The sequence below is a fragment of the Allocoleopsis sp. genome (assembly GCF_036703385.1).
In the GTDB taxonomy this organism is placed as follows: Bacteria; Cyanobacteriota; Cyanobacteriia; order Cyanobacteriales; family Coleofasciculaceae; genus Allocoleopsis.
On the sequence record NZ_DATNPA010000257.1, the window covers coordinates 1 to 13,005 of the forward strand.

The window sequence follows — 13,005 nt, forward strand, 5'->3', positions numbered from 1 at the left end:
GGCTGTCCATGCGATCGACCCGACCAATTCGTTGCTCTGCCAAGCGGATTACACTGGGCGTAGTCAGTTGGACAACTGCTGAGGCTTGCTGGAGGTTAACCCCCTCAGACATTGCATCTGAACATAAAGCGATTATCCCCGATTCCTTTGACCCAAGCTTAAACAGTTCATTGATACGTTTACGCTCTGTTTTATTGGCTCCAGTTGCGATAAGTGTCTCGCCATGCGGATATTTTTCAAGGCGGCGCTTGATGTCATGGAGAGTGATCGGGCGGCTATCAAAAGCGATTACCAGTTTGTGATTGTTCAGCAGTTGGATGAGTTTGCGAGTCTTAGTCTCCTCTCGCCACTCAGAGATGTCCTTGCACAACTCCGCAATATGTTCGTAAATCTCTATCTCCTCCTGACAAGCTCGTTTATGATTGCTAGAACTACTCAGCCAATCGGGTAGCTCGACTTGAAGCTTATTCTTGGGAGGTTTGCCAGCTATGTTCTGCAACGTTTTTCTTAAATTACCCGTTTCTTTCCCTTTAACGTTGTCTAGAAGCTTAAAGTAATCTTGGGCATTCTTAGTTCCATAAATATGTTCAAGCAGCGCTGCCCGTGAAGAACGTAAGCAAGCCATAACCTGATAAGCCGCCAATACCTGGGCACTCTTAAGTCGCCATTCCAGATACTTTTCATCAGTCCAGCCTTCCTTACGGAGAAATTCAGGTAGTTCTAGGGTTTCCTTCAGATTCACTAAACCAAGCAATCGTTGAGTTGCCTCACGAATCTCTTGGGCTAAAGTGCGATCGCGATTTGTTTCCCCACAAGAGAAAATCTCTGGTTTATGTTTAGGGTAGCGACACGGTTTGCCAAACCGATCCTTATAGCGCTCTGGTTCTTCAGCAATCATACGATTAAGCGTGGTCTTTGTGCGTCGAACTGTAAATTGCTGAATTGCCCTTCGCACCTTTTCCCGAACCGTTGGAGATATCTTTGCGTTGAAGTGATTACGTTTGTTCCATATCGGTTTAAGAACTTCCAATAATTCGTCATCAAAGTTGTCAGCACCCAGCAGTTCAATAATTGCCAGCAAATCCTGTGTTCCTCGGTTGATGGGGGTAGCCGTAAACAGCAGTACATAGTCAGCCATGTTGCTGAAGAGTGTCTGCGTTCGTTGAGACTGCCGATTTAGAAAGTTATGTGCTTCATCGACAGCAAGGACTTGGGCACGACGAATAACACGAATATGGCTAGGACTAGGAGTGTCATCATCTTTGCTGCAACCTGAGTTACTCAGTAAACCGTGAGAGACTGTTTTCACACTCTGACCACAATTAGTAAACTCCTTCTCCCAAGCCTCTTCGACAGCGGGAGGACAAATCAGCACTGGCATATCCTGCCGCATCCGCCCAGTTTTCCAAATGTGGTTCATCACGCATTTAATGAGGTGAGAACCCATACGGGTTTTACCCGAACCCGTTGCATCAGCTATGAGTACACTACCAACATTTTCGATTACCCAAATTGCTTGAGCAATTCCCTTCTCCTGAGCAGGCCACAATAGGAGTTCATCGCCAAGATAGCTAGTAGGTTTGTATTTCTTTGCCCATTCACCCTCTAGTAATTCTGCACAGGCTCTCGCTAAGGCTTCCTGCCAAGAAACTTTGCTTAGAAGCTGTTCAAGCAATTTAATTAGTTCTTCGTTGTAATTTCTTCCCAGCTCCCAAATGCTCTCTGCTAGCTGGCAAGTTTCATGAAATCGTGTATTTTCCCTTGTTCGCCTAAACCTTACATTTCCTTCTATTTGCCAGCACAGACCGGAAGTGCTGTAATTACTAGAGCCAATAGTAATGGCATTGTCTCCGTTATAAATCTTGGCGTGGATGGGCTTGTTTCGAGCAATCCTTGTCTGAACTTTTCCATTTTTGATTAACTCGATAGCAGCAATAACTTTGCCACACTTAAGGATTGATATTCCCCTCTCCAGCCAATAATCTTCTATTTCCTGAGAGAATTTGCCAGAGTAACGGAACTCCTGCGCCGTTGTCGGATAGGGTTCATTCCCTAGCAAGATGCGGATAGTATCAAAAGCATCTGGGTTCCACCTTAACTTACTATAGCAGTAAGCAAGAAAGTCGATAATCCTATCGAGTGAAGCGTAACCAGTAATAATCAGTGGGTTCTTCGATTCATCCAAATCTCTCTGGATAACTGATGCTACCTGCTTATCAGAGTAGTTATAGGGAAATCGCTCATAATCAGGCCAATCATTATCCCTTTCCTCAATAAACATATTTACGTACCTTCTCCAGCAAGGATAAAATCTCACACACTTTTGTCGGCTAATAGCTCTACCACCGAACTTTATTGAAGTAATTTCTGATAATTAAAGTCGCGATAGAACTATGAATCAACTGATATCAACATTTTGCTTGCAATCGAAAAAATTGTCGGTACGATAAATTAAGGAGTCTGACAGTCAGATTTAGTACTAAAAAGTAAGATTAGCTGGAAATACAGCTCTTCTCCTCACTAAACTATGAATCCTGAAGAAGCCTTAAAAGTTGCAAATCGAACCATTTTTGCTCAGACAGGAAGAAACTTGTCAGATTTGGAAGAGCTTATACTTCGAGGTGCTTTGCAAGGTCAGAACTATGACAAAATTGCCGAAGCTCATGGCTATACTTCTCAACACATCAAGAATGAAGGTTCTAAGTTTTGGCAGTTACTTTCAGAAGCATTAGGAGAAAAGGTCTCTAAAAAGAATTGTCAGACAGCACTGGAACGGAGATCGCACTCCACAGAATTTCCACGACCTCAAGAGTCAGCCGAAAGAGAAACGGTATCCAACAATCCTGATTTTGTTGGACGTGAGGAAGCAATAGCCGATCTCAAAACCTTTGTTACTCAAGGGGTGAAGGTTATTGGCATCTATGGCAAGGGCGGTGTAGGTAAGACAACCTTGGCTCAGCAATACTTCGAGACTCAGGGGTTTGAAGTCAAGACACTCCAGATTGGAATGGAAACAGAAGACATCACTCCTGTAGAAAACTGGGTTAAGCGCTGGCTAAGGCAGGACTTCGACGAGGAGCCAGACCAAGATTTCAGCATTATGCTAGACCAACTGAGACAGAAGCTCCAGAATCGCAGAGTTGGCGTGTTGATCGATAACCTTGAACCTGCTCTGGATGACAAGGGCAAGTTTATCGAAGCTCATCGCCGCTACGTGGATTTGTTAAGAGTTTTGGCAGATCCATCTGTACAATCCATCACGTTGATTACCAGTCGCGAACGGTTGAATGAGTCGAGAGTGAAAGTTATGGCTTATGAGCTGTCGGGATTGGAGGAGAAAGCATGGCGAGATTTTTTAAGTCGTCGTGATATTGATACGGATTCTCCAGCTTTCAAGGAAATGCATAAAGCCTATGGTGGAAATGCTAAAGCAATGGAAATACTATGCGGTGTAATTAAAGCAGACTATGAAGGGGATTTATCTGCGTATTGGCAAGACTACAAAAATGATTTATTACTTCATTTTGAACTAAAAGATTTAGTTACTAGTCAGTTAGAGCGTTTACACAAAATTGATAAGGATGCACACAAACTTCTCTGCCGTTTTGGATACTATCGTCGTCAAAACATTTTTCACACAACAATTGATGGATTATTGTGTTTAGTTTGTGATGTATCCGAAGGACAGCGAAGACGAGTAGTTGAATCTTTGAAGCAGCGGTATTTAATCGAATTTCATAAAGGAGAATACTGGCTTCACCCAGTCATTCAAGCAGAAGCAAGAGCAAGATTAAAGACAAGTGAAGCATTGACTGATAACCTACTGCTGTTAATGAAGCAGCAAATCGATGCACTCCTAGATTCAGAGCCTAAATTTCACCAATTTCTCGCTTGGGTAAGCCAGAAATCTAGCTCAGTTCAGACGCCGTACAAACTAGCGGCTGTTCGTGCCTTTTACTTTACGCTGATTGGTACTCCTGCTGTTGACCTTAATCTTGCCCCTGCCCTTGACTCTGCCTTTGCCCGTGACCTCGATCATCCTCCCAGCCCTCTCCCTGCTTCTTCTTTTACCTTTGCTTCTGCCCTTGCTAAGGCTGGTGCTTTTGACCTTGCTCTTGACTTCAGCTTTGTTGTTGCGTACTACGACGCTGTCTATGGAGATGACATCTTCAACGATACTTTTTCAATCGATATGAACCTTTATAATGCCCTTGAATATGCTGATGCTGATGGCTGTGAGTGGAAGCAACCACTGCAACAACTCAGAAATCAACTACCCGACTCAGATTATGATGACGAAGGAGAATTGGAAGCATGGTGGACAAATGAAAGTCCAGCTTGGAGCGAACAATTAGAAGCTTTGATAATTAAACATCGCAATATCGATATCGAGTGGCAGTTTCGGTTTAGTCTAGAAGACTGGCAAGTGCTGCTACAGTACTACGACGCAAATAGGTTGCTGGTGGATTGTCTAAACAATGCTACTCATGTGTCTCCCCAAGTGCGATCGCACATTGAGGACACTTTACTCTTACCCATTACGAACCCAGTCGAACACCTTTAGTTGAGCGTAAGGCTTTTGCGATCGCCTCATTCATCCCCCTTACCCTTTTTCTCAGGTAAGGGAGTTTCATCTTCCTGAGTTTTCAAGCAATTTCAACGTCCCTGCTTCTCATCAGAAAAGCGATCGCCTCATTCATCCCCCTTACCCTTTTTCTCAGGTAAGGGAGTTTCATCTTCCTGAGTTTTCAACCATTCACGAATCAATTCAACCGCCTGCTGGCTCATGGTAGTTCGACTCTTAGCACAGGCGACCTTAAATCTAGTTCGTTCTGGCTCCGACAGAAAAACTCTGAAATTTACCGTCTTCTCTTGTTCTGTCACGACTGTCCTATCCACACTAACTACCTCAATTGTTGCATTTGGCTAATTAATACAAAATAGGTTAACTACCACAATTGACCTAATCAGCATATGCATCCTATAATATTCTCCATAAACAGTAAATCTGTTTTCGTTGCCTCGCTTGGGCAGCACCCAAACAAACCAAAAGCCAGCGCCGAACTTTCCTAGGGCTCACGCTGGCTTCTGGCTCCCTCTTATTAAGGAGACAATCTCAATGGTAAAACTTTTCAACAATCCAAGCACTCGCCCTTGGGCAGTAGCGCGAGTTTTGCCAAACGCTCAAGTCTATATCGTCGCCCGTTTCCAAAACCGCCAAGACGCCCACGACCACAAGCGGCTTTTGCGTGGAAAGAACTGGTACTCGTGGTGGTAAACCTTACCATCAGACTGCTTACTACATTAGCAGCTTGGTACGAGATGCCGTTGTGTTTGCCGAGGGGATTCGTGGGCATTGGGGAATTGAGAATCGTCTCCATTGGGTTAAGGATGTAGTTTTTGATGAAGAGCGTTCCACTATACACACGGGTCAGGCTCCAGCAAATCTTTCTTAACTCAGAGCGATAGCGAAGCGCTGCTGCGAAGCGCAGATCGCACTTAATGTGTTGCGTTGCAGTGGTTATTCCTCCATCACCCGTGCACAACGATTTCTCGCTAATGATATTGACAAAATCCTCTCCCTTGTCGAATGAAACAGCCCTGCCAATCTTGGGGGGAGAATGTATTCAAAGTCCCCCAGAATTGGGGGATTTAGGGGGCATTCCAGGATTTATGCAAGAGACACCATGAGCTGTCACTCACAACAAAGGATGAAAGGAGACTTTCAAGATAGGTCTATTATTTTATATCTTTTTATAGATGAATACTTTACAGGATTGGAGGCGATCGCACTAATCTCAATCACACTTCATCCAGGTTAATTCCCATGTCGCGTAAACATTCTGCTATTTTTCGGTGCGTTGTCGTTGTTGCTCTAACTGAAATGCCAACAGTTGAGTGAAGCGAAGCTGTCCCGAAGTGCGATCGCGCTCCTCTGAGCCATCCCCAGAAACAATTTAATGTAAAGTAAATTAGCGGTGCGATCTACTCTTGCGCTTGCCCCAAAACATAACACCGCCGCATTTCACTATCCAGTCGCGACTGGAGGAAAAATCAATAAAGAATTTCTAGGGGCAGGTTGAGGAATAAACTGGGTCATACGACTAGAATATCCCTCTTAAACCTGCCCTCGCCCCATCGCAAGGGATGGAAGTAACTGCACCTAAATGCCCGGTGAGAGTATGGAGCGGTTGCCCAGTCAGACTGTCTAGACTAGGAAATCGCATCCATCAAATCGCCTGTGAATCGTAGATCTATCTTTGCAAGCTAAATATTTTAGCAATAGTAGTAGTAGAGTAAAGTCTATCTTTACAAAAATTAATGCCTTAGTAGAGTTGTATACGTTTTCTTTAAGATTGTTATATGTTTATAATATTTCTAAAAATGAGAGTAGGAACAGCAAATACCAACTAAAAGCTGGGGTTCTCCTACTCAAGAACAAACTCACTTAGAAAATTTAGGTATTTGATTATGAGCAATAGCACTGCTACCAAAGTGGATAGTACTAGCAGCACAAGCAGCCGTAGGCGTAAAAAAAGTCAGGAGGCAGATGTGAAAATTCCAGTAGCGGTAGATGGCGCTGATGCTCAAAAACAGTCAAGTTTGAATACAGATAAAGGAGCCCAAGTTATTGCTATGCCTCAGATCAAATTACAAGAACCTCCAAAGGAGGAAACGACTAAGGTAGCTCTATCTCCCTTACCTGGGAATCGTCCTATTGACGCTGGTAATATTCAGGTTTTGGGAACGATTTCTGCAATGGGAGACCGCCCTATCGTTGCTAGCAACATGAAAGTGTGGGATACCATAACTGTCTCTGGGGAGCGTCCCATCGCCGCCAGCAATCTTACGATTAGTGAACTAAACATGATCATGGGGAACCGCCCCATTGCTTCAAATTACATTGATGGCGAAGCAGACCTGATGGGTTATCTTGATTAAACTCATCTAACTTGAACAGTGAATAGTTACGCAGTGAGCAGTGAACAGTTTGTCACCGCTCACTTTCGGTTCGAGTAAGAATCTCCAACCTAAGAAGAATGCCACTGACTTAAGAGCCTTGAAATAAATTTCAGGCTCCAATCTGAAGTAAGCTTTAGCTTACTGGATAAGCTTTTTAACCCGTTTCAAAGGGTTTTAGCTGTTAGCCCGTGCCGCTAGCGCGGTAGCTCCGCTTCACGCGAAGCGTTCTCCGAAGGAGTACTTTAGTTCAGGGCTTATGATCAGTGCCATTGATCTTCAGCTTAGTTTTACTTCGCCTCTGCCATTAACATTCCCATCAGTCCAATCACAGAAGCATTGTAATCAATCGCATATTCATTCGTTGCGAAAGACCGCTCATCATCTAGATAACTCAACGGCCCCAACCCTTTTGGTGCAATTCCGTCTTCCGCTTTAGTATTAGGCCCACCCACCATTAAACCGGGAATGACGATTTTTTTGGCTTGTGCTATCCGATGATGGACGTTCCGCACCGAGTTGGAGCCGACACCTGTAATGAAGGATTTATTAAAATGATTTCGTCCTACTAGATAATCCAACTGGTCAACGGCGGCTCTCATGTACTCTTGATTGCCTGTGAGGCGATAGGCATAAAGTAGAGTGATTCCTTCTTCAGCTGCCCTTTTATTAGAAGCCCAGATGAAATCTTGATTAGCCAAACGATAGCCACTAGAAGCAACCTTTTGCATCAGAGAGTCTGCTCGTTGCAGGAGCTTTGCTTTAATTTGTTGCTTCAAACTATCTGAGCCTTTCCGACCTGTCAGCATCAGATAGTCGGTCATGCCCAAGGGAGAAGGGTCACTCCATTCATACAGGTTATAAGTCCAAGAAGCGATGTTTTGAGTCACGTATTGCTCAAAGGCTGAGTTACCTGTAGTAATCAACAATTCTGCGGCAGCCCAAAGCCTATCATTTGTATCTGTTTGCAGACGACCTTCAGGAGACTGGTTTAGGTATCCACCAGAACCGTTATCGTCCCCTTCAACCCAATCCACTTTTGCTGAGGCTTGTGTTTGCAGAAAACTCCAAGCTTTCTGAGCTGCTTTCAAACAGTTCTGAGCGAATTTAGCGTCATAGGGTGTGTAAATTCTATTCGCCATTGCCATTGCAGCGGCAAACTTGGCAGTTTCTGGAGTAGAGATGCCATAGATATATCGGGGTTGTTTATCTTCCTGAGGTACAATTGCTCCAGGCCATTCTTTGCCTGAAAGCTTGCGGTAAACAGCACCATCCTCTCGTTGCATCGTCAACATCCAATCCAATCCAACTTTAACTTCATCCAGGATGTCGGGACGACGATTCCCACTTTCAGGAATAGCGAGTTGGCGGTCGCTAAATAATGTAGGATACTGCTCGTACAGACTTAACAATCGACCAACAGCCACGGCAGTTGGCCCAACATATTTGCCGTAATCCCCAGCATCATGCCAGCCACCTGTAGCCCGTTTTTGCTTGCCGTCTTGATTGAAGGCATCCGTATGAGCAATCAGTCCATCGCTGATATGGCAGGGGGGATGATTCACCCCACTCGCCGAATCTCTTACAGCAACACCACACCGCTGCAAGTAGTAAGAACGCAGGAGTTTGCTCAAGGGTTCCCGATAGATGTTTTTCCCAATCTGGAAGGGATAGGACTGAATATTGCCGGATTTTAGGTAATAAGAACCTTCTTTATTAAATTTGGAAAAATCAATGGTCTGGATGATATCCTGGCTGGCTGCATCTTGTTGAGGTGCGCCCAATTCAGTTTCAAAAATAGTCCGTTTAGTTCTGTTGCTAACCAGTTGGACTTTACCCCGTTGAGGAGTACCCAAATTAATCAATAGAGCTGTCTTAGTACTATTGGGGTAGTAGCCAACTTGATTAATCACAATTTTTGAGGCGGCAGCTTTACTGGGAGTTTGAGCATTACTCTTCGCCGAGAAGCCGTATGCGATCGCAAAGACGCAGCTTAGCGCAATTACGATAATAAAAATTAACATCCTGCTGATTTTCATATGATCTGAAGCTTTTACCTTCAAGCTGGCTTGGAGTTCAACAAAGACTACCGAATATAGGAGACATCAGAATCCCCTGTCGTCTCCACCCCTCCTAAGGTTCCTTTGGTCAAAAGAAAAGTAAGGGGACGTAAAATTAGCATCCAAAACTTGAAAAAAGAATGTAAAAAAATACATTTAACGTATCTTTACGTTTGTCAAGACACATCAAAATCTATCTACTGCTACAGGCTACTGCTGTCCGGATGCCCTGAGATGTTCAAATCTGCGGCTTAGCTCTATTTCTAGGCCGATTCAAGTTGGAAGGTCAATCTGAAGCACTCTCCTATTCCTGCCGTAGCGCTGTCTGCCATTTGAGGAAATTTTTTTCATCAGTAAATATTCGGAATAGCGTCTTGCCTTGGGTGGAAAATTTTCCGTAATTTACCCGTTTCGGATTCAAATGCAAACTTTTTAAGATAGCTACAACAAATTGAAAAGGCAGTGCAGAACAATTATGGGACATCTACAAGAAATTGGAAAAGCTTCAATCGTGACTTTGGGTGTATTGGCTTATGCCGCATTACCGGGTGGAGCAATTCCCTTTGGATCGAATAAAGTGTATCGGGTTGGGCAGGATGTAATTATCAGTGCTCCTGCTGGCACTAAAGTCGATGTAGGGTTAGGCTCCCGTGTTCGCAACAAAGCTCAAGTAGCTGGGAGTTGTGGCGAAGTCAAGATTACTCTCCCTAAAAATCTACCTGCAACCGTACAAGTAGGCACGAAAACATTAACCATTGCCAACTTACCCACTCAAAGTTTACCTAGCTGTAAAAATGGGCAATTTGCAGAAGCCCGGACGGCTGACTTCAAAACACCTGAAGGCAAGGTTGTAGCAGTAGGGTTTACGCCAAGTCAAAGCGTCGCTGTAGGGATTCCAACGCCTACCACTCGAAAAGTTTCCATTAACGCCTGCGGATTTGGGACTATAAAGGGTGCTTCTGGAAGTATTACGGTTAACGGTCAGGACTACAATGTTGCTCAACTTCCAGACGCTGGTGCAGCTCCAGCCTGCCGCAAGGGCACCGCGTATACTCCTTCATCCTGGTCTCGATAGCTTATCTCACAGCTCTCTTAAAAGGCAAAAGCCAAAAGGCAAAAGCCAAAGGGCAAAAGCCAAAGGGCAAAAGGCAAAACTAAACAAACATAACTGTCATAGTTTGCTGTGAGCAATAGCTCGTGGAGAATCTTGAAGCATTAGTGAGGACGGGCGAGACGCCCATCCCACAATCCATAATTTTTCTTGTGGGGTAAGACTTACACTACTTAATCCAGCCCACCCTTAATCAGGGTGGGTTGTTTTTTGCCAACCCCTGTGAGTGAGGCAGAAACGATAGGATCTAAGCAGTAACCCGATTCTAAAGGATCGCCAGATTGCTTCCATGCCTACAGGAGCAATCAACTTCAGCCGTAAGCTTCTTTATATTCAATGACAATTATCCGCGTGCCTAAATCCTGGGAAATCCCAGAGCGAGACGTTACCCCAGAATCCGCCTATCTCAATCGTCGTCGATTCCTGAAAACCCTGATGGGGACTGGTATCGGAGCAAGCCTGATGCCCATTCTCGGCTGTGAGAAGAGTGAGGAAGTCAATAGCAAATTAGCCGCAACTCTGGATACCGCCACTTTAGAGGCTAAGCGTAATCCCGCTTTTTCTGAGGTTGACCGACCGACTACAGAGCGAATTCTGGCAGGACAGTATAACAACTACTATGAGTTCGGCATGACCAAATCCATTTGGCAAGCGGCTCAGTCATTACCTACTGAAAACTGGAAAGTTGAGGTGACGGGTTTGGTGAAGAATCCGCGCACCTATGATTTAGATGATTTGCAGAAAGCCTTTCCTATAGAAGAGCGCATCTATCGGTTCCGTTGTGTTGAAGCGTGGTCGATGGTGATTCCCTGGCTGGGATTTCCGATGAAGTCGCTGATAGCGGCGGTCGAACCGACAGATAAAGCGAAGTTTGTGCGCTTTACGTCCTACTACGATTCTAAAATCACAGTTGGCCCCTTCTGGACGTTAGGAAAAAATCTGCCTTGGCCTTACACAGAAGGTCTGCGTCTTGAGGAAATGGCAAATGATATAGCTTTTTTTGCTATTGGCAATTATGGTCATCTGCTACCGAAACAGCATGGTGCGCCAATTCGAGCGGTATTGCCTTGGAAGTATGGATTCAAGGGGGCGAAGTCGATTGTCAAAATTGAGTTTGTTGAGACTCAGCCTGCAACGTTTTGGAACACAATCGATTCTCATGAGTACGATTTTGAAGCAAATGTTAATCCTCAAAAGCCTCACCCTCGGTGGTCACAAGCGACGGAAAAATTTATCAGCAATGGGCCAAATTTGAAGTGGGAGAAACGCCCAACGCTTCCTTATAACGGTTATGGGGAATATGTGGCGAGTTTGTATGCTTGATGCAATGGGGGTGGGGAGTTGGGAAATAAGCTGTTGTGTCAACAGAACTTCATTCAGGGACGGGCAAGATGCCCATCCCACAATAGTTACAGTAATTTACTCTGGCAAAAGTGGAGGTTTGTTAACTTATACCAATTTCATTAACTAGTGCTATATTGACTACCCCCCTAACCCCCCTTGATAAGGGGGGAACAAGAAAAGTATTTGTAGCAAGCATTTAGGAAATTGGTATTAGCCATTCTTAACCGGGCCTCCCTGGGGTTACCTATTGCTTCAAAATCCAAAATCCAAAATCTAAAATCCAAAATTATATGACTGATCCAAACGCGGCTAAATTCATTTTTCAACAGGGTGTTTGCTGTTTAGAATCACAAGATTTTGAGGCAGCGATCGCTCTTTTCGATGATGCGGTTAAACTTATCCCCGATGATACCGATGCTTGGGCTTGTCGAGGGTTGACGCTAGGGCATTTGAAGCGCTATGCGGAGTCAATTGAGAGCTTCGATCGCGCGGCACAGTTGAATCCAACGGATGTGCGAATTTGGTTCAATCGAGGTATCGCACTGTCCGAGTGGGGAAAATATGAAGAGGCGATCGCCAGTTTTGACAAAGTTTTAGCCCTTCAACCCAAGGACTCAGAAGCTTGGACGAATCGGGGTAATTCTCTGGTGTTATTGGGTCGCCATCAAGATGCGATCGCTGATTATGACAAGGCGATAAAATTTAATTCAAATTACTACAAGGCTTGGAGTAATCGAGCCAATGCACAGTTTCAGTTAGGTCACTTTAGACGGGCTATTGCCTGCTATGACAAAGCCTTATCCATTCAGCCAGATGACCCCGAAGTCTGGTATAACCGGGGCTGTACGTTGATGGCAGAGGGGAGAATACAGGATGCGATCGCAAGTTATGACAAGGCGATAGAAATCAATCCCAAGCATGTGCCATCTTGGATGAATCGGGGTAACTCGCTATCAAGTCAAGGAAATCAAAAAGAGGCATTAGTTTGTTATGAAAAAGCAATAGAAATCCAGCCCAATGAGTCTCACGCTTGGAATAATCGGGGATTAATCTTGCGGCGGATGGGAAATTTTAAAGAAGCTATAGCCAGTTATGACCAAGCGCTGAAATGTATGCCTGATAACTATGAAGCTTGGGACAATCAGGGTTATGCCTTGGTTTTGTTAGGGCGGTACAAGGAAGCAATGGCAAACTTCGAGAAGGCTTTAGAGATTAACCCTAATCATGTCAATGCTATTTATAACAAAGGTTACTGTTATGCTCGGCAGGGTAAGGTAACACCAGCGGTTAATTATATAGAACAGGCGATTAAGCTGAATCCCGATAAATATCGGCAAATCGCGAAAACCGATCCAGATTTAGATTGTCTGCGGAAAAATAAGCGGTTTCAGACTTTGATTGGGGATACTAAAAGTAAGGGGAGGTGAACCTTGCAGGTTGAAGGTTAGAAGGTTGAAGGTTTTAAAAAATAATCGCATCCTCACCTCCATGACCAATTTGGCAAAACTTTAATGGAAGAAATACCCTTAT

General features: G+C 44.4%; 10 protein-coding genes. 7 read left to right on the forward strand and 3 right to left on the reverse strand.

Annotated features, from left to right (window positions below; all coding sequences use genetic code 11):
- On the reverse strand, positions 1 to 2,281 hold a 2,281-nt coding region (locus V6C93_RS12390; protein ID WP_333476969.1), incomplete at its 3' end, for an SNF2-related protein.
- Between the two features lie 246 nt (positions 2,282 to 2,527).
- On the opposite strand from V6C93_RS12390, the gene V6C93_RS12395 reads away from it, so the two are divergent.
- The gene (locus V6C93_RS12395; RefSeq protein ID WP_333476970.1) at positions 2,528 to 4,564 is read left to right on the forward strand and encodes an NACHT C-terminal helical domain 2-containing protein; all 2,037 of its coding nucleotides are present in this window, start codon (positions 2,528 to 2,530) and stop codon (positions 4,562 to 4,564) included.
- Between the two features lie 128 nt (positions 4,565 to 4,692).
- Here V6C93_RS12395 and V6C93_RS12400 read toward each other — a convergent pair whose 3' ends face one another.
- Positions 4,693 to 4,899 carry a plasmid partition protein ParG gene (locus V6C93_RS12400; RefSeq protein WP_333476971.1) on the reverse strand — a complete coding sequence of 69 codons (207 nt, stop codon included), beginning with the start codon at positions 4,897 to 4,899 and terminating at the stop codon, positions 4,693 to 4,695.
- A gap of 220 nt (positions 4,900 to 5,119) precedes the next feature.
- Between V6C93_RS12400 and V6C93_RS12405 the strand changes: the two genes are divergently transcribed.
- The 3 genes from V6C93_RS12405 (at position 5,120) to V6C93_RS12415 (ending at position 6,942) form a co-directional block, all read left to right on the forward strand.
- Positions 5,120 to 5,278 (forward strand): hypothetical protein, encoded by a 159-nt coding sequence (locus V6C93_RS12405; RefSeq protein ID WP_333476972.1) that lies wholly within the window; start codon positions 5,120 to 5,122, stop codon positions 5,276 to 5,278.
- Positions 5,250 to 5,456 (forward strand): ISAs1 family transposase, encoded by a 207-nt coding sequence (locus V6C93_RS12410; protein ID WP_414644165.1) that lies wholly within the window; start codon positions 5,250 to 5,252, stop codon positions 5,454 to 5,456. The genes V6C93_RS12405 and V6C93_RS12410 overlap by 29 nt, the downstream gene beginning before the upstream one ends.
- A 1,015-nt stretch (positions 5,457 to 6,471) precedes the next feature.
- A complete protein-coding gene (locus V6C93_RS12415; RefSeq protein ID WP_333476973.1) occupies positions 6,472 to 6,942 on the forward strand; it encodes a hypothetical protein in 471 nt (156 codons plus the stop codon).
- Positions 6,943 to 7,250: 308 nt separating this feature from the next.
- On the opposite strand, the gene V6C93_RS12420 is transcribed toward V6C93_RS12415, so the two are convergent.
- A complete protein-coding gene (locus V6C93_RS12420) occupies positions 7,251 to 8,984 on the reverse strand; it encodes a glycoside hydrolase family 9 protein (RefSeq protein WP_333476974.1) in 1,734 nt (577 codons plus the stop codon).
- A gap of 511 nt (positions 8,985 to 9,495) precedes the next feature.
- On the opposite strand from V6C93_RS12420, the gene V6C93_RS12425 reads away from it, so the two are divergent.
- From V6C93_RS12425 to V6C93_RS12435, 3 genes are all read left to right on the forward strand, one after another.
- Positions 9,496 to 10,095, forward strand: coding sequence for a hypothetical protein (locus V6C93_RS12425; RefSeq protein WP_333476975.1), 600 nt, complete (start codon positions 9,496 to 9,498; stop codon positions 10,093 to 10,095).
- Positions 10,096 to 10,467: 372 nt separating this feature from the next.
- A complete protein-coding gene (gene msrP / locus V6C93_RS12430) occupies positions 10,468 to 11,454 on the forward strand; it encodes a protein-methionine-sulfoxide reductase catalytic subunit MsrP (protein WP_333476976.1) in 987 nt (328 codons plus the stop codon).
- Positions 11,455 to 11,765: 311 nt separating this feature from the next.
- Positions 11,766 to 12,902 carry a tetratricopeptide repeat protein gene (locus tag V6C93_RS12435; RefSeq protein WP_333476977.1) on the forward strand — a complete coding sequence of 379 codons (1,137 nt, stop codon included), beginning with the start codon at positions 11,766 to 11,768 and terminating at the stop codon, positions 12,900 to 12,902.
- The last annotated feature ends 103 nt before the right edge of the window (positions 12,903 to 13,005 follow it).

Coding starts and splice junctions, on each gene's coding strand:
- V6C93_RS12395 (WP_333476970.1), top strand. CDS start 2,528: ATGAATCCTGAAGAAGCCTTAAAAGTTGCAAATCGAACCATTTTTGCT.
- V6C93_RS12405 (WP_333476972.1), top strand. CDS start 5,120: ATGGTAAAACTTTTCAACAATCCAAGCACTCGCCCTTGGGCAGTAGCG.
- V6C93_RS12415 (WP_333476973.1), top strand. CDS start 6,472: ATGAGCAATAGCACTGCTACCAAAGTGGATAGTACTAGCAGCACAAGC.
- V6C93_RS12420 (WP_333476974.1), bottom strand. CDS start 8,984: ATGTTAATTTTTATTATCGTAATTGCGCTAAGCTGCGTCTTTGCGATC.
- V6C93_RS12425 (WP_333476975.1), top strand. CDS start 9,496: ATGGGACATCTACAAGAAATTGGAAAAGCTTCAATCGTGACTTTGGGT.
- msrP (WP_333476976.1), top strand. CDS start 10,468: ATGACAATTATCCGCGTGCCTAAATCCTGGGAAATCCCAGAGCGAGAC.
- V6C93_RS12435 (WP_333476977.1), top strand. CDS start 11,766: ATGACTGATCCAAACGCGGCTAAATTCATTTTTCAACAGGGTGTTTGC.